We start from the raw sequence: 15,496 nt of genomic DNA, 5'->3' as shown, positions 1-15,496 counted from the left end.
GTCAGTCCAGCACAAACAGGTCCAGGTGTCGCAAGGCTTGGCGGGCGGTCACGCCAAAGAGTTTTTTCAGGCTGCGGGAAAAGTGTGCCGAATCGGCAAACCCGGCCGCATGGGCCGCCAGCGTCACGGCTTCGCCCGCCAGGATCAATTCCATCGCCAGGCGCAGGCGGCGCCAAAGCACCAGCCTGCGTACCGGCAAGCCTACCTGGCTGACGAACAGTCGCTGTAGCTGGCTCATGGACAAATGAGCGGTGTCGGCCACCGCATGCGCGGCCACTTTGTTTGCCAGGGACGCATCGATGGCGGCGATGGCGCGGTCGATCCGTGGGTCGGTCAGAGCGCGTCGCGAACAGTTGCGCACTGCCTGATCGAGACCTTGCAGGGACAGTTCGGCGTCCGACATTGCCTGGCCGAATGTCGGCGCATCAAAGACTAGCGGCTCGGCATACAGCATGAACAGCGGATCCGGTGCTTCGACAATGGCATGTCGAACGTGTGAAGGAATCAGCAGGCGAGTGGCGGTGACAGGCGTGCCGTCGAGCTCAACGGTCACCGGCCTGTCGGGTGCGAAGATCAGTTGATGGGCGTAGTGAGAGTGGGGCGCGGTGCGCCCCGACCGACCGTGGATCAGGGCATAGTCACGCCCGAGCCACAGTTGGCCAGTCCACTCGTTACCTTGGGTCATTTAAAAACCGTTGTTCTTCAACACCTGATCGACACTGGCGGCCGCCGGGCGTTTATAGAACTTCAACAACTCACTGGCGCGATTGGTGAAGATGCCGTCGACACCGGCGTCCATGACTTTCCGGTAGTCCACCGCATCGTCGATGGTGTAGACGTGCACCAGCAGGCCCTGATCGTGGGTGTACTGGTTCATCCAGGGTTGCACCAGATCCGAGTAGCTCTGGTCGCCACCCTGGGTCAGTGCGGCGGACGGGCCGGTACCGATGGCGCCCTGGGCCTTGGCGTAGTCGACCCATTGCTGGAATTCGGCCTTGTCCTTCGGTTGCTGTTTGGCGTAGTAAGCGGCTTTATCCTTTTCGCCGGACTCGGCAAATGTCACCTTGGACTTGGGCTCGATACTGCCTTCACCGACCCACAACAGCAGGATCTTCGGCACCTTCGGCATCTCCTTTTGCAGCAGTTCGAGGCTGCTCTTCTCGAAGGTCTGCAAGACCACCTTGCCTTTACCCTGGCCGACCGCCAACTCGCTTTTTCCCAGTTTCGAAGCGGTCGGGCTCAGCCAGCCCCGGTCCTGAAGTTTTTCCTTGAGGTCGTGTTCGATGCCGGGAAACTGCTTGGGCTCCTTGGTCTCGATGTACAGGCCGGGCTTGTGCAGGCTGTTGCCCTCGGCGATGTCGATGATTTCATCAAGGGTCAGAATCTTCAGGCCCGCGAAGGCGGGACGTGCGCGATCCGGGTACGCGGCATTGAACCAGCTGCCCGCGTCCAGGGTTTTCAGTTCGGCCATGGTGAACGCGTTGGCGGGGCTGTCCTTGCGATCGGGGAATTTGCTGGCGACGTCGGTGGTGCGTTGCAGATTGTTGTCGTGCAGGGCAAACAGCACGCCATCCTTGCTGCGCTGCAGATCCAGCTCCAGGTAGTCGGCGCCCAGGTCGCGGGCAGTCTTGTAGGCGGCGGCGGTGGATTCCGGCGCATCGAAAGAAGCACCACGGTGGGCGATCACCGCTGGATGCGGAATGCCCAAGCGGTTCGCCAGTGCCGAGGGAGCGGGTTCGCTGGCGGCCTGTGCGTGACCGAGGCCGAGCAACAGGCTCAGTAACAGGGCGCTTTTGGTAAAGGTTGCGGGCATGGTCGAGATCCTTTCGCAATAAGTGAGCGGTCCCTTTTAACAACTCATCGTTGCAGGCGCTATCGCCAGACCGACATAAACCTGTCTAAAGCTGATTTTCGTCAGCGTTTTTGTGCGCCCGTTTGCAGTACGCTGGGGCCCTGCAATTTCCCCGACAGAGGGAAACCCAGGCCCTGCGTGCAAACCAATGATCACCATTGCGGGGTTTACCATGCGCATCACTTCCCAGCTCATCTGCCAGGCTGCCGACCAACTCAAAGGTTTCGTCGGCCTCAACCGCAAGACCGGGCACTACATCGTTCGCTTCAGCGAAGACTCGTTTGGCATGGACGTGGCGGACGACGGCATCATCCCTACCAGCGAATTCGTCTGGGCCGCGGGGCCCGAGCAGACCATGATGCTCAAGCGCGAATTGATTCAGTTGCTGCAGGACCAGAACATCGATGACCGGATCAACATCACCGAGCCGTTGCGGGTGTACATGAACCGGCGGGAAGTGCCGGAGATTTCGGCGGTTCGCAGTCTGGTTCGGGGCTGATTTTTGCGGTGACTGTTCTGGCCTCTTCGCGGGCAAGCCCGCTCCCACAGGGTATGTGGGTGTACGCAAGATATGTTCCCGACACAAAAACCTGTGGGAGCGGGCTTGCCCGCGAAGACGGCCTCAAGAACACCCCATCATTTACAGACTGAACCCGTAGGCCCGCTCAACCCGGCACACCCGCGTATGACACCGCGCATACCAGGTCGAACGCCCACGCTCGCGAATGGCCGTATGCTCAGGATGATGCTTCCACGCCAGAATCGCCGCTTCACTGGCCCAGTACGACACCGTAATCCCAAGCCCATCCTCGCCCCGCGCCGACTCCACACCAAGAAACCCCGGCTGCTCACGGACCAGTTCCAGCATCCGTGCAGCCGCATCGGCGTAACCCTGGTCACCCTCGGTACGCAGTGAGGTGAAGATCACCGCGTAATAAGGCGCAGCTGGCGTATCGGCGATCATGCCGAGCGCCCCGCACAGGCTTCGACAAAGGCGCCAACCAACGGCGGCAAGACGCCCTTGAGCGCGGCCCGCTCGGGCTGGAACAAGGTCGCGACAAAGAACGGATGACCACTGAGTTCGACCGCCCGCAGTCCGTGGTCCGAATCGTGGCCGACGGCGTGAAGTTTGCGCTTGAGCAACTCCCCTTCGAACTGCGGATTCACCCCATAACGACAGCGATAGCCTTCACGAATCTCGGCGCTTTCGTAGGCCTGGGCGAGCAACGAACCCTCAAGCAATTCAATCGTATCGACCGCTTCCACCAGCGCACACGACAGCGGCGTCAGCAGCGCCCGTGCGGCATCGGGATTTGTCTCGCCGTGTTCGGCATCCGACCAGCCCAGCACATTGCGCGCATATTCCAGCACCGCGTGTTGAAAACCACCGCAGGTGCCGAGGAAAGGTCGCCGTTGTTCGCGGGCAAAACGGATCGCTTTTAATGCGCCGTCCGTGCTCCGGTAAGGGGTGGCCGGTACGCACCAGAATCCGTCGAATGTGTGCAGCGGTGTCTCGGCGTGGATTTCATCGGTGGCCAGCCATTGCCATTGCACGTTCAGGCCACTGTGTTCAGCGGCCTTTTCGAGGGCGACGGGAATGGCCTGGTGGGCGGTGACTTGCGGGTCGTAGTCGCCGATCAGGGCGATGCAAATCGGGCGGGTATCCATGTGGGGCCTCTGCACTTGTTGATTCCTGATGCCCACTATAGATTGGCGTTCACGCACTCAATATTGGCGTTTTCCCAAGTGATCAATGCAGTGACGCACTATCGACTCGACTACCCGGACCTGGCCCTGATCCTCGCGCTGGTGCGCGGCGGCTCTCTGGCCCGGGCCGCGCAACTGCTGAAGGTGGATGTCTCGACGGTGTTTCGAGCGGTGCGCCGGCTGGAGGCGGCACTGGGTCAGCAACTGTTCGAAAAAAGCCGCGCCGGTTACCTGCCCACCACCCTGGCGCAGTCGCTGGCGGAACAGGCCGAGCGCGCCGAGCAGGCGCTGGAGGCGGCGCGCATCGGTGTGGAGCAGGGCGGTGAAGTGATCAGCGGCATCGTGCGCCTGACCTGTACCGATTCGGTCCTGCAAGGTTTGCTGTTGCCGGCGCTGGCGCAGTTCATGCCGAACTATCCGGCGTTGACCCTCGAACTCAGCACGTCCAATGATTTTGCCAACCTCAGCCGTCGGGATGCCGATATCGCCCTGCGCCTGACCCGCACGCCACCGGAGCATCTGGTGGGACGGCGGCTGGCGGACATTGCCTACCGCGTGTGTGCCAGCGAGCGATACCTGCAATCGGTCAATAGCACTGACCTGGCCGCATTGACCTGGATCGCCCCGGATGACTTCCTGCCTGATCACCCGACCGTTACCTGGCGTCGCCAAGCCTTGCCGGGCGTAACGCCGGGCTATCGCTGCAACAGCATGCTGTCGGTCACCGAACTGGTCAGGGCGGGGCTGGGTGTAGCGGCGTTACCGGACTTCTTGATCGGCGACGGATTACAGCCGCTGAGCGAACCGTTGCACGGATATGACACCGCGCTGTGGCTGCTGACCCGTCCCGACTGCCGTGCCTTGCGCTCGGTGGTCACCTTGTTCGATGAGTTGGGGCGGGCGCTGAAATTGCCGTGAAACCGTTCAGGTTCTTGGCTGAAGCTCACTATAGCCTCAGCGCCAGTTTCATTCTGAAACACATCACGCCATTCAAATCAGAGCCATCAATCCTTCGACACCGCCGTCGACCTTGTCATTTATTGCAACTGATAGCAGGCCAGAAACATGTCCAGCGCAGAGTCCGCCACCTGGTGTTGTTCTTCCGGTGACAAGCCAGGCTTGCCCATGGAAATCTGCGGCCAGAAGGCAAACGACTTGAGCAGCCCCTGCACCTGTTGCGCAGCAAAATCAGGGGCAGTGGCTTTCAATCGACCATCGGCCTGAGCGGCACGAATCCATACCGTCAGCCCCTCTTCGCGTTCGCCCATTCGCGCCACCATATCCTGCGCCCGCTCCGGGGAATGAATCGTCGCCGCTATCGCCACCCGCGCCAGGTCGAGAAAATTGTCATCGCCCAACATTTGCAGCTTGGCCATCAGCAATCCGCGCAATTGCTCGCGCAGCGGCAGGTCGGGCCTGTAGGCCGTTTCCTGTTCTGCCGTCACCCGGATCCATAACTGATTGAGGATCTCGGCGAACAACTCTTCCTTGCTGGGAAAGTGGTTGTACACCGTGCGCTTCGACACACCGGCAGTGGCAGCAATCTTGTCCATGCTGGTGATCTCGAAACCGTTGTCACGGAATTCGTTGATCGCGGCTTGAATGATCGCTTGGCGTTTTCGGTCGGTGAGGCGCTGTGGAGCTGTCATAAGTACGCTTCGGCAGGAAGAGAGGGGAAATTACACTCGGTAGTTTACTTGTCATCGACTTTGATGCAACCTAGAAACTACACTGTGCAGTGTAATGTTTTGTTAACCCTGCCCAGCAAAAATAGAAAGTCCGGCTGATGCGTGCGTGCCTTGGCCATTTATCGTCCCAAAGCGGAAAATCGTGATACGTGCGGTTTTTCTGGAGTCATTCAGTCATGGCCAATTCAAACTCCCCGGCGGACAACGCCTCCACACCTGAAGCGTCCCGACAGGCTCAAGGGCAGTATCAAAACTTCACGCCGGTTCAGCGTTTAAGCTTTGGCAAAACCATGGGCATCTTGTGGAACGTACTGTTCCACAAACCGCAGAACACCCGCCCGAGCGCGCCCGTCCCGGTGCAAGCTCTGACTCAAGCCGCGCTGATCGCAGCGCCCAACCACAGCGTCTATCGCCTGGGCCACTCCACGGTGTTGCTCAAGCTGCGCGACAAATTCTGGATCACCGACCCGGTCTTCGCCGAACGTGCTTCGCCCGTGCAATGGGCCGGCCCCAAGCGTTTCCACCAGCCGCCGATCAGCCTGGAACAATTGCCACCGATTGAAGCGGTGATCCTGTCCCACGATCACTACGACCACCTGGATCATCAGGCGGTGCTCAAGCTCGCGGACAAGACCAAACACTTCCTTACCCCACTGGGCGTAGGCGACACCCTGATCAAGTGGGGCATCGACGCCAGCAAAGTCCGCCAACTGGATTGGTGGCAAGGCACGGAAGTCGATGGCATCCAGTTCATCGCCACCCCGTCGCAACACTTTTCCGGCCGTGGCCTGTTCGACAGCAACAGCACCCTCTGGGCCTCGTGGGTGATGATCGACGGCGACACACGCATTTTCTTCAGCGGCGACAGCGGCTACTTCGACGGCTTCAAGTGCATCGGCGAACAGTACGGCCCATTCGACCTGACCCTGATGGAAACCGGTGCCTACAACGTCGACTGGCCGCACGTGCACATGCAACCCGAACAAACCCTGCAAGCCCACCTCGACCTCAAGGGCCGCTGGCTACTGCCGATCCACAACGGCACCTTCGACCTGTCGATGCACGCGTGGTACGAACCCTTCGACCGCATCCTGGCCCTGGCCTGGGAACGCAACGTATCGATCACCACACCGCAAATGGGCGAGGCGTTCAACTTGATGCATCCGCAGCGTGGTGGTGCGTGGTGGATGGCGGTGGAGGGGGAGAGTGAGCGGGTGGTGGTGCAGAACGCGTAAGCTGCTGAGACAGGGCCACTTGCCATGGAGTGGCCCTCATACACCCCTCACTCCACCATCGCAAAATCCGCCCGCCCAACCGGATTCGGCGTCGAACCCTTTACATTCATCCCTCGACCCGGCGCAAACCCCGGGAAGAACACCAACCCCTCCGATTCGAACCGATAGGCCAACGCCAGGCGCGTGACATCCAGCACCTCCTGGCGCGCCTCGAAGCGTTGAATGGCCTCCACCGAAACCCGGGACTCCCGCGACAGTTCTTCGACACTCCAGCCCAGCATCGCTCGGGCCTGGGCGCAGTGGGCCGGGGTGAATTGGAAGAGGGCGATACGTTCCAGGGTGATTTTCATCGCTTGAGAGGCCATGGTGTTCTCCGGGCTCGAGAGTGTTGGTCAAAATGTACTGTGTTTTTGTACAGTTGTTTTGAACCCGGATCAAATGCATTTTTTGATTTTTCTTTTCAGACAGACGAACGGCACTGCGCTTATTTGCCCGCCAACCCCGGCGCTTCCCGCACAATAAAGTGATCCAGGTTTTCAATGTTGGCGCTGAACACCCCGAACGTCTGCTCGGGGTTTTTCTTGCTCGGCACCTGCTTCAGCTCGGGCGTCACGCCATAAAAGAAGCAGTAAAGCTCCCGCCCGCTGTCGATGGCGTGCTTGATCTCCTCCAGGAACGCCTTGCGCTTGCGGTAGCTGTCGATCAGTTTTTTGCTCAGGTAGACATTGACCGAGTAAGGCTTCTTCTCGAACCAGACCTTCTTCTCGAAGTCGATGCGAAAGCTCTGGGTATAGTCCTTGATCTCCTTGACCTTGCCCCAGTAAATCAGCCCCTTGTTGTCTTGCAGGTATTCGATCTTCTTGAAAAACGACCCGTAAGGCGCGGTGTGCTCGCCAATCTTCAGCGGCACGCGCTTGAGCAAATCCTTGTCATCGAAGTTTGAAACGAAGCATTCCACCGGATGGGCGAAGACGCTGGTCTTGTCCGGGGCCGATTCCCTGCTCGGTTGCTCGACATTACTAGCCGCCTTAGGCGCCAATGGTTCACCTCGAACCACATCGGCAATCACCACCGGGCTGGACGGCTTACGCACATATTCACGCCGAGTCAGTAACAATTCCGACGGGAAATTTTCCTCGCGGCTGTCATCCGTTTCCGCTTCATCCACACCCGACGCCGGCGTCTTCACGCTGACATAAGGGCAGCCCACGACATGCCGCGTACTCGGCAGGTTCTTGAAGTGCGGCGTGCGCACGTAATTCACATTCTTCGCGTTGAACGTGCCCAGTTCATTGCTCGCATCGAATGCCAAACGACAGGCATCGTTGGGGCACTGGAAGTGTTCCCTGGCGGAGTCGAAATCCATCGTCTCGTCGAAATTCAGATCCCGAACGTCGTAGATCGACAACTTGTCGTTGAGGCTGAGGCAATAGGCGAGGTCGAATTTCATATCGGGTTCCAAGTCCTTTAGATGAACAGCTTCCAGTGATGGCGCATTCGAAGCAATAGCTACACTGAGATCACTTCGATATCGCCGAGCCTGCACAGTCCGTCAAAGAGGGCGGTTCATGAGCCATTCAGATGCTTCGCCCCCTCTCCCGGAGCCGGGCCGGATAGCCCGCCGGGACGAACAGACCGGTTGGCGCCGCTGGCTACCGGGGCTGGGCATGCTGCGCGAATACCAACCGGCATGGTTGCGTTACGACATCGTGGCCGGCCTGGTGCTCACCACGATGCTGGTGCCCGTCGGTATCGCCTATGCGGTGGCCTCGGGCGTGCCCGGCATTTATGGCCTCTACGCGACCATCGTGCCGCTGCTGTTCTATGCCTTGTTCGGCCCCAGCCGAATTCTGGTAATGGGGCCGGATTCCTCCCTGGTGGCTGTCATCCTTGCCGTCATCATTCCACTTTCCGGTGGCGACCCGCAGCGTGCCGTCGCCCTGGCGGGGATGATGGCGATCGTCTCGGGAGCGGTGTGTATCCTGGCCGGTATGGCGCGCCTGGGTTTTATCACCGAACTGCTGTCCAAACCGATCCGCTACGGCTACATGAACGGCATCGCACTGACCGTATTGATCAGCCAACTGCCCAAGCTGTTCGGTTTTTCGATTGAGTCCAACGGTCCATTGAGAGACTTATGGACCATTGCCTCAGCGGTGATGGAGGGAAAGGTCAACTGGACCGCATTTATAGTGGGCGGGCTCACCCTGGCGGTGATCTTGCTGCTCAAAAGAAGACCGCAATGGCCGGGCATCCTGATCGCCGTGGCAGGCGCGACGGTCGCCGTCGGTGTACTCGACCTTGCGGGACGCGCCGGTGTGAAGGTCCTCGGCTCACTGCCGCAAGGTTTGCCGGGATTCGCCATCCCATGGATCACTACCGCCGATTTCATCCCCGTCTTGATCGGTGGTTGCGCCGTCGCACTCGTCTCGTTCGCCGACACCAGCGTGCTCTCCCGTGTCTATGCCGCGCGGACCCGAACCTACGTCAACCCGAACCAGGAAATGGTGGGCCTCGGCATCGCCAATCTCGCAGCCGGTTTTTTCCAAGGCTTCCCGATCAGCAGCAGCTCGTCACGGACACCCGTAGCCGAGGCCGCCGGCGCCAAAACCCAAATGACCGGCGTCGTCGGCGCACTGGCGGTTGCCTTGCTGCTGGTGGTGGCACCGGACCTGCTGCAACATCTACCTTCCAGCGCCCTGGCGGCAGTCGTGATCGCCTCGGCCATCGGCCTGATCGAAATCACCGACCTGCGCCGGATCTATCGCATCCAGCGCTGGGAATGCTGGCTGTCGATTGTCTGTACCGTCGGCGTGACCGTGTTCGGCGCGATCGAGGGCATCGGCCTGGCCATCGTGATCGCGGTCATAGAATTCCTCTGGGACGGCTGGCGCCCGTACTCCGCGGTATTGGGCCGCGCCGACGGGGTCAAGGGCTACCACGACATCAAACGCTACCCCGACGCACGCCTGATACCCGGCCTGGTCCTGTTTCGCTGGGATGCGCCCTTGTTCTTCGCCAACGCCGAACTGTTCAGCGACCGAGCGCTGGACGCCGTGGCGGCATCACCCACGCCCGTGCGCTGGCTGGTGGTCGCCGCAGAACCGGTCACCAGCGTCGACGTGACCTCCGCCGACATGCTCGCCGAACTGGACGACACCCTGCACGCGGCGGGTATCGAGTTGTGCATTGCCGAGATGAAGGACCCGGTCAAGGACAAGCTCAAGCGCTTTGGATTGTTTGCGCGTTTGGGGGAAACGGCGTTTTTTCCAACGGTCGGGACGGCTGTGGATAGCTATGTGGCGATGTATTCGGTGGATTGGGTGAAAGGATAGGTGCTCCCGTCATTGGACAAGCCCCCATCGCCTGACTAGCGTTGTCTGGCAGATCGAATCGCCGCATGCCTCATGGGCAAGTGCCGGGCCAAGCGGACTGTCCAGCCGTCCAAGCCTTGATTGCCGTGAAACCCGAGAGGTCGACATCGAGACTTCACAGCAAGGAGCGCACCATGCCGAACAACTGGCCCGCCGGGATTGAGCACGTTGTCGTGCTGATGATGGAAAACCGTTCGTTCGACCATTTGCTGGGGGATTACACAAGCATCAATCCCGCGTGTGACGGTATCAACCGCAAGGCGCCCAGCACCAATGCGCTGAAGCTGGCCAATGGCAATTCGACGGTTATCACTCAGGCATCGGAGTTTCCGGAGAACTACAGCCTGTGGGCGCCACCGCCTCCGTTACCTCCGGCGCTACCGCCGGGCAACAGCGAGGGTTTCGACCTTGGCCATGAGTTCGTCAACGTGGAGAAACAACTGGGCGTCTCCTTCAAGACCATCCCGGCCAACCCCACGCTCAATGGTTTTGCCCAGGATGCCTACGACAAGGCCCGCGCCGACCTGAAAGTCTACAAAACCTGGTCGCAATCCATGGCCCAACGGGCGATGAACTACATCCCGTTCGGCGCTACGCCAGCGAAGGATACGCTGCCGGCCATCCACGGATTGGCGCGTAACTTCACCGTGTGCGATCGCTGGTTTTCCTCGGTGCCAGGCCCGACCTGGCCGAACCGCTTTTTTGCCATGCTCGGCAGCTGCAACGGCCATCTGCTGATGCCCTCCACCGGCACGGTATTGGCCGGCATCAAAAGCCTGATCGCACAGTTCGGCGGCGAGAGTATTTTTTCGCTGCTGCGCAACAACGGTCACGACGCGCGCATTTATTCCGACGGTGCCATTCCGCTGGCGGCGCTGGTCAAGGGTGGTTTGCAGCACCTGAGCATCGACGACTTCAAGTCGGACGTCGCCGGTAACAAACTCCCCGAACTGTCCTGGATCGAGCCGAGCTATGGCTTGCTCAACGGTAAGCTCGGACCAAACGTGTCCCATCATCCACCTGAAGATTTGCGCTTTGGCGATCAGTTTGTCGGTGAGGTGTTCAACGCCTTGTCGGCCAATCCCTCTGTCTGGAACAAAACCCTGTTCGTGCTGCTGTACGACGAACATGGCGGTTTCCATGACCACGTGGTGCCGCCGACTTGCGTGGCGACCGGTTCAACGGTCGATGTCCCCTGGAAAAATCCCTTCACCCGCCTCGGCGTTCGTATACCGGCGATCCTGGCTTCGCCGTGGCTCAAGCCAGGCTTGATACCCTGGACGGGCGATGTCCAGGCGCAGCACTACGATCACACCAGTTTGCTGGCCTTTCTTTGCGATCATTTCAAGTTGCCCCGCAGCGCCCTCGGCCCACGAGTGATTGCGGCGCAGCACTTCGGCAATGCCCCCATCTGGCGCGCTGCACCGGGAGTAACGGCTGCGCCAAAATTCGCTGCCACCCTGGTACCGAGTCGCGCCGGGTTGCCATTGATCGAGTCCGAACTGGCGACTCAAAGTCGACAGGTGGTGGACAGTGCCACCGGTTACCTCGACGGCCTCGACCCAGAGCAGATCTGGAAGAGCAGCGCCCAGTGGGTCAGTGGTTTTCTCGGCAACCGCAGTCGTGCCTTGGCTGATCCCGGTCAGGCTGCTCTCACGCCTGCCGCGCCCAGTGCGGACAGTCTGGAGGCGAAACTGCGGCGCCTGCAGGATTTGATGGTCACCGCCCAAGGGCAAACGGTTCCTCCGGTTGCGGCGCCGGCCAGCAAAGCCTTGGTCGAGCCGGGATTGGAGGTCGCGCCAACGCGGCTGCGCATCCTGTGCCTGCCCGGTGTCGGGTTCAGCCGGGCAACGGGCGGGCAGGGCGGCATCGATGCGAACTGGCAGGACCAATGGCGCACCTTGATCCGTACTCAATTGGCACAGAACGGTCGCCCCATCGATGACCAGGACATCGATTTTCTGTGCTTCGATGACCAGCTCAAGGAAGGACCGGATTTCGCCCAGATCACCCGAGGCCTGGCGATGCTGAGGGCAGATGCCAGGGGTAAGGCCGATGAGAACTTCGGCAGTTGGGGTTTGCCGGTCAATCAAATGTTGCGCACCACGGTGGGCGCCCTCGTGCAATGGATCGAAGACGCCGATTTGCGTACGGAGCTGACTCAACATCTGCTAGCGAAGATTGACGCATTCAATCCGCAAATCATCTTCGCCCAAGGCCTGGGCAGCCTGATCGGCTATGACGCCCTGCGCCGGTCGGTGGCGAAAAAAGGTTCGGCACTCAAGCGCATCGATGGCCGAGTGTTCGTCAGTTTCGGCTCACCGATCGCCCTGCCGTTGGTGATGCGCGAAGTGTGGGGCGGGCGGGTCCTGCGCCTGAGTGAAAACGGCCGAGGCATCCGCCGCTGGTTCCACCTCCATAACCCCAACGACGGCTTGCTGACCCGGCCAATCACCTCGCCGGATTCCGCGCGGGTCGACCTGCAAACCGAATTCACCTTGCCATTGCGCGATGACCTGCTCGACCTCAATCACGCCGCCCAGGCCTACTTGTCATCACCCACCAGCCAGACCGGCCTCTGGCCACAACTGGCCCGCGATGTGGTGGCCGCACGCGCCTTGGAAGTGCCGGCGTTCCTGTCCCGCAGCGGCCAACGCAAACGCCGCGCCCTGGTGGTCGGCATCAACGACTACCTCGACCCGAGCGCACGCCTCGACGGCTGCATCAACGACACCTACCTGATCAGCCGCATGCTCCAGGAAAGCGGCTACGACGCCGGCGACATCCGTTTGCTGCACGACGCCCGAGCGACCCGGGCCAACTTCGTCGAACGCCTCGAATGGCTGGTGGAAGGCGCCCGCGCCGGGGACGAGCGCGTGTTGTTCTACTCCGGCCACGGCACCCAGCTGCCGACCTACAGCAGCAGCGGCGAAGCCGACTGCATGGACGAAACCCTGGTGCTCCACGACTTCGACTGGGACGACGAAAGCACCCACTTCACCGACAAACTGTTCCGCCAGTTCTACAGCCACCTGCCCTTCGACCCGGACGGCCACGGCGCCAAACTCACCGTCATGTTCGACTGCTGCTACGCCGGCGGCATGACCCGCGGCAACGGCCGCGTACGCGGCATCACCCCACCCAGCGACATCCGCCACCGCATGCTGCGCTGGGACCCCTACGCCGGCGACTGGGACCGCCGCGTCTACGCCGTCGACACCGACCGCCGCGACTTCAGCGAACAAGACAACAAAACCCGCGGCCTCACCCGCACCCGCACCACCCAAGGCGCCGCCACGGGCCTTCGCCCCGAGAAAAAAGCCCAACTGCTGCGTCAGGGCAAACTCTACGGCCACCATGGGCCGTACATGCCTTTGATGCTCTACGCCGCGCGGGAAAACGAAAAGGCCAATGAGTATGAGGTGGGGTCGAACAGTTATGGGGCCTTCACTTATGCCCTGGTGGAGCAACTGCGCAAATTGCACCAGGAGGATGCGACGTTGGGGTTTGATCAATTGATAGAGCGGGTGGGGAGTGTGTTGAGTGCCAGGTCGTTGGGGCAGACGCCGGAGATTGTTGGGCCTAGTGGGGTTAGGGCGGCGGTTTGTCCGTGGCGGATTAGTGGGTTGGGGAGGTGAGGGGGTGGCCTATCGAAAAGCTACGGCTTCGGCTAGTTTGGCTAATTCCATGGAGGTGCCAAATGACTGAGCGGGTAAAAGTAAACATGCGCGAAGCCAAATCACAGCTTTCCCAACTTGCCGAGCGTGCATGGAATGGTGACAACGTGGTGATTACCAAAAACGGTAAGTCTTACCTGGATCTGCTGCCCCATGTCGATACACCCCGGGCGCGAACGCCTGGGCGGTTGAAGGGGAAAATTCAGATGTCTGCGGATTTCGACAAGACTCTCGATGATCTAATCGATGGATTTGAGGACCGTCTATGAGGTGCTTACTGAATTGATGTTTCCCAAACCGACGCAGATCCCCTGTGGGGAGCTTGCTCGCGATTCGCAAGAGCAATGTAGCAACCAAGCCAGACACCAACCTTGTGGCGAGGGGGCTTGCCCCCGTTGGGCCGCGAAGCGGCCCCAAATACTGCAACTCGCGGAGTATCAGACAAACCGACTTGTGCGGATTGATGATTTGTACTCGGTACGAGGTCGAGCAACAGGCGCCAATTACTCGCGCTTCAGCCGTTCCACCTTCGTATAAAGCGACAAGGTGAACTCAACTTTGTCGCTGGAAAGATGACAACGTCGATGACAGTTTGGGCAAAGTGCAACAGCGTTGGTGATGCTATCCGAACCTTTCTGCGCCAAATGCTTAACGTGATGAACCTCAAGAAACGGCAAACCATCGGCTTCAAACGGTGCTTTCTGGCCACAGCCTTCACAAATCCCCTTGGCTAGGTCCGTAACCCAGGCTCTAACCTTCGGGTCGCGGACATAGGACGTAGTGAGGGTGCTAACTTGTGGTGGGCTCGGGTTACCGGCGGGCTCAACCTTGAGCCCCTGCTTTTGCAGCTTGGATGCTCGGCTTATCAAAGTCTCATGGTTGGCAGTCGGAGCGTATTCGCCTGCACCAGGCACGACTTTTTTGTCCAACACCTTGCGAATCCGCTCGCTGATCCCTGCTCCAATATTCTTGGCGGGTCTGTAGCCATTAATTCGCGGTAAATCCATCTGCTCCAGCACGGCAGAGATATTTTGCATGCGGTACTCAACCGAAGAGGCGCTACGCTTGCTTAACGGGCCTTCACGCAAAAGCTGATTCTCGACTGACTTCTTAAACGTCTGTCTGCTTTGCTCCAGGCCCAGCATCTTCAGGTAAGCATCGACCGAAGCCTCAAGTTCCTGATCGCTCCAGCCACTTTTTTCCTTTGGGGTATCCATACTATCGCCGAGGGTTGATAACCCTCGGACGATACTGAGTGGCCACTACGACTGTCTACGAAAATTCCTACAGAAAAAAGCGACGGATCTCTCGTTCGATCCTACAAGGCTGTCGCTAGCCCATCGAATGCTTCGACGACTGAAACACCTGCGCGACCCTCCGCCACCAAGGCTTAACCACCGGCACTTGCCGCTGCGCCTGATCGTGCAACAGGTACGGCATGTCTCGCAGCCGAATCCAACCTTCATCCTGCCAGTGCAGCAGACTCAACGACATCTGCGGCCAATTCAACAAACTCAACATTGGCCGATCCGAATTATCCGACGGCATCGCATCTCGTAAGGTCGGCACGACCTGATGCGTCAACCACTCACGCAGCAACCGATTCCCCGGTACGTAGTGATACACCAACAACGCATACACACCGGACTCACTGAGCATCAGTTGTTTTTCTGGTTGCCGGAAATACTCAATCCACAGAATGCGGTGCTGATCCTTATCCAGCTTGTGGACCATGCGATCACTCAAGTGGACCCCCATCAAACGGCCAATATCGCGGGCGCAAAACCATGTTTGGTTTTCAAGGAGGAGGGCGTGTAGAGGGAGGTTGTGGCGAGTGAAGACTGTTGGAATGTGTGGATCAGACATGGTAGGCCTCCGGAGCTGGAAGCTTGCAGATGGTGGGGCGGTTGAAGCCGATTACCTTCGTACGGAAGGAGACATTCTTAGGCATATCCTTTACCTC

The 15,496-nt window shown here is 59.8% G+C and carries 15 protein-coding genes; 6 read left to right on the top strand and 9 right to left on the bottom strand.

Annotated features, from left to right (window positions below; genetic code table 11):
* Position 1: 1 nt before the first annotated feature.
* Positions 2-685 carry a helix-turn-helix transcriptional regulator gene (locus tag AC3IX1_RS21995; protein ID WP_489385809.1) on the bottom strand — a complete coding sequence of 228 codons (684 nt, stop codon included), beginning with the start codon at positions 683-685 and terminating at the stop codon, positions 2-4.
* The gene (locus AC3IX1_RS21990; RefSeq protein WP_489385808.1) at positions 686-1,813 is read right to left on the bottom strand and encodes a glycerophosphodiester phosphodiesterase; all 1,128 of its coding nucleotides are present in this window, start codon (positions 1,811-1,813) and stop codon (positions 686-688) included.
* Between the two features lie 211 nt (positions 1,814-2,024).
* On the opposite strand from AC3IX1_RS21990, the gene AC3IX1_RS21985 reads away from it, so the two are divergent.
* A complete protein-coding gene (locus tag AC3IX1_RS21985) occupies positions 2,025-2,351 on the top strand; it encodes a DUF2025 family protein (RefSeq protein ID WP_489385807.1) in 327 nt (108 codons plus the stop codon).
* Between the two features lie 141 nt (positions 2,352-2,492).
* On the opposite strand, the gene AC3IX1_RS21980 is transcribed toward AC3IX1_RS21985, so the two are convergent.
* Together AC3IX1_RS21980 and AC3IX1_RS21975 are read right to left on the bottom strand one after the other, a co-directional pair.
* Complete coding sequence (locus AC3IX1_RS21980; protein WP_489385806.1) at positions 2,493-2,816, bottom strand: antibiotic biosynthesis monooxygenase family protein; 324 nt, start codon at positions 2,814-2,816, stop codon at positions 2,493-2,495.
* Positions 2,813-3,520 carry a CTP synthase C-terminal region-related (seleno)protein gene (locus tag AC3IX1_RS21975; RefSeq protein ID WP_489385805.1) on the bottom strand — a complete coding sequence of 236 codons (708 nt, stop codon included), beginning with the start codon at positions 3,518-3,520 and terminating at the stop codon, positions 2,813-2,815. Before AC3IX1_RS21975 ends, AC3IX1_RS21980 begins: the two co-directional genes overlap by 4 nt.
* Before the next feature lie 15 nt (positions 3,521-3,535).
* On the opposite strand from AC3IX1_RS21975, the gene AC3IX1_RS21970 reads away from it, so the two are divergent.
* Positions 3,536-4,477, top strand: a complete 942-nt coding sequence (locus AC3IX1_RS21970) for a LysR family transcriptional regulator (RefSeq protein ID WP_489385804.1) — start codon at positions 3,536-3,538, stop codon at positions 4,475-4,477.
* A 119-nt stretch (positions 4,478-4,596) separates the two neighbouring features.
* On the opposite strand, the gene AC3IX1_RS21965 is transcribed toward AC3IX1_RS21970, so the two are convergent.
* The gene (locus AC3IX1_RS21965; RefSeq protein ID WP_489385803.1) at positions 4,597-5,208 is read right to left on the bottom strand and encodes a TetR/AcrR family transcriptional regulator; all 612 of its coding nucleotides are present in this window, start codon (positions 5,206-5,208) and stop codon (positions 4,597-4,599) included.
* 215 nt (positions 5,209-5,423) lie between these two features.
* Between AC3IX1_RS21965 and AC3IX1_RS21960 the strand changes: the two genes are divergently transcribed.
* Positions 5,424-6,482: an MBL fold metallo-hydrolase gene (locus AC3IX1_RS21960; RefSeq protein ID WP_489385802.1), complete on the top strand. Its 1,059-nt coding sequence runs from the start codon at positions 5,424-5,426 to the stop codon at positions 6,480-6,482.
* A 47-nt stretch (positions 6,483-6,529) separates the two neighbouring features.
* Here the strand turns inward: AC3IX1_RS21960 and AC3IX1_RS21955 are convergent, their stop codons facing one another.
* Together AC3IX1_RS21955 and AC3IX1_RS21950 are read right to left on the bottom strand one after the other, a co-directional pair.
* Positions 6,530-6,847 carry a helix-turn-helix domain-containing protein gene (locus AC3IX1_RS21955; protein WP_007978167.1) on the bottom strand — a complete coding sequence of 106 codons (318 nt, stop codon included), beginning with the start codon at positions 6,845-6,847 and terminating at the stop codon, positions 6,530-6,532.
* A gap of 119 nt (positions 6,848-6,966) precedes the next feature.
* The gene (locus tag AC3IX1_RS21950) at positions 6,967-7,932 is read right to left on the bottom strand and encodes a hypothetical protein (RefSeq protein WP_489385801.1); all 966 of its coding nucleotides are present in this window, start codon (positions 7,930-7,932) and stop codon (positions 6,967-6,969) included.
* A gap of 118 nt (positions 7,933-8,050) precedes the next feature.
* Here AC3IX1_RS21950 and AC3IX1_RS21945 point away from each other — a divergent pair, with 118 nt between their 5' ends.
* From AC3IX1_RS21945 to AC3IX1_RS21935, 3 genes are all read left to right on the top strand, one after another.
* Complete coding sequence (locus tag AC3IX1_RS21945; protein ID WP_489385800.1) at positions 8,051-9,817, top strand: SulP family inorganic anion transporter; 1,767 nt, start codon at positions 8,051-8,053, stop codon at positions 9,815-9,817.
* Positions 9,818-9,990: 173 nt separating this feature from the next.
* Complete coding sequence (locus AC3IX1_RS21940) at positions 9,991-13,494, top strand: alkaline phosphatase family protein (protein WP_489385799.1); 3,504 nt, start codon at positions 9,991-9,993, stop codon at positions 13,492-13,494.
* 62 nt (positions 13,495-13,556) lie between these two features.
* Positions 13,557-13,802, top strand: a complete 246-nt coding sequence (locus AC3IX1_RS21935) for a type II toxin-antitoxin system Phd/YefM family antitoxin (RefSeq protein ID WP_489385798.1) — start codon at positions 13,557-13,559, stop codon at positions 13,800-13,802.
* Between the two features lie 234 nt (positions 13,803-14,036).
* On the opposite strand, the gene AC3IX1_RS21930 is transcribed toward AC3IX1_RS21935, so the two are convergent.
* Together AC3IX1_RS21930 and AC3IX1_RS21925 are read right to left on the bottom strand one after the other, a co-directional pair.
* Entirely contained in the window at positions 14,037-14,750 is a 714-nt protein-coding gene (locus AC3IX1_RS21930; protein WP_489385797.1) for an HNH endonuclease, read from the bottom strand.
* Positions 14,751-14,865: 115 nt separating this feature from the next.
* Positions 14,866-15,399 (bottom strand): BRO-N domain-containing protein, encoded by a 534-nt coding sequence (locus AC3IX1_RS21925; protein ID WP_489385796.1) that lies wholly within the window; start codon positions 15,397-15,399, stop codon positions 14,866-14,868.
* Positions 15,400-15,496 lie beyond the last annotated feature (97 nt).

The organism is Pseudomonas sp. KH_046_2, from assembly GCF_057838985.1.
Note: the sequence above shows the minus strand (reverse complement) of the source record. Positions and strands in the feature narration are given on the sequence as shown.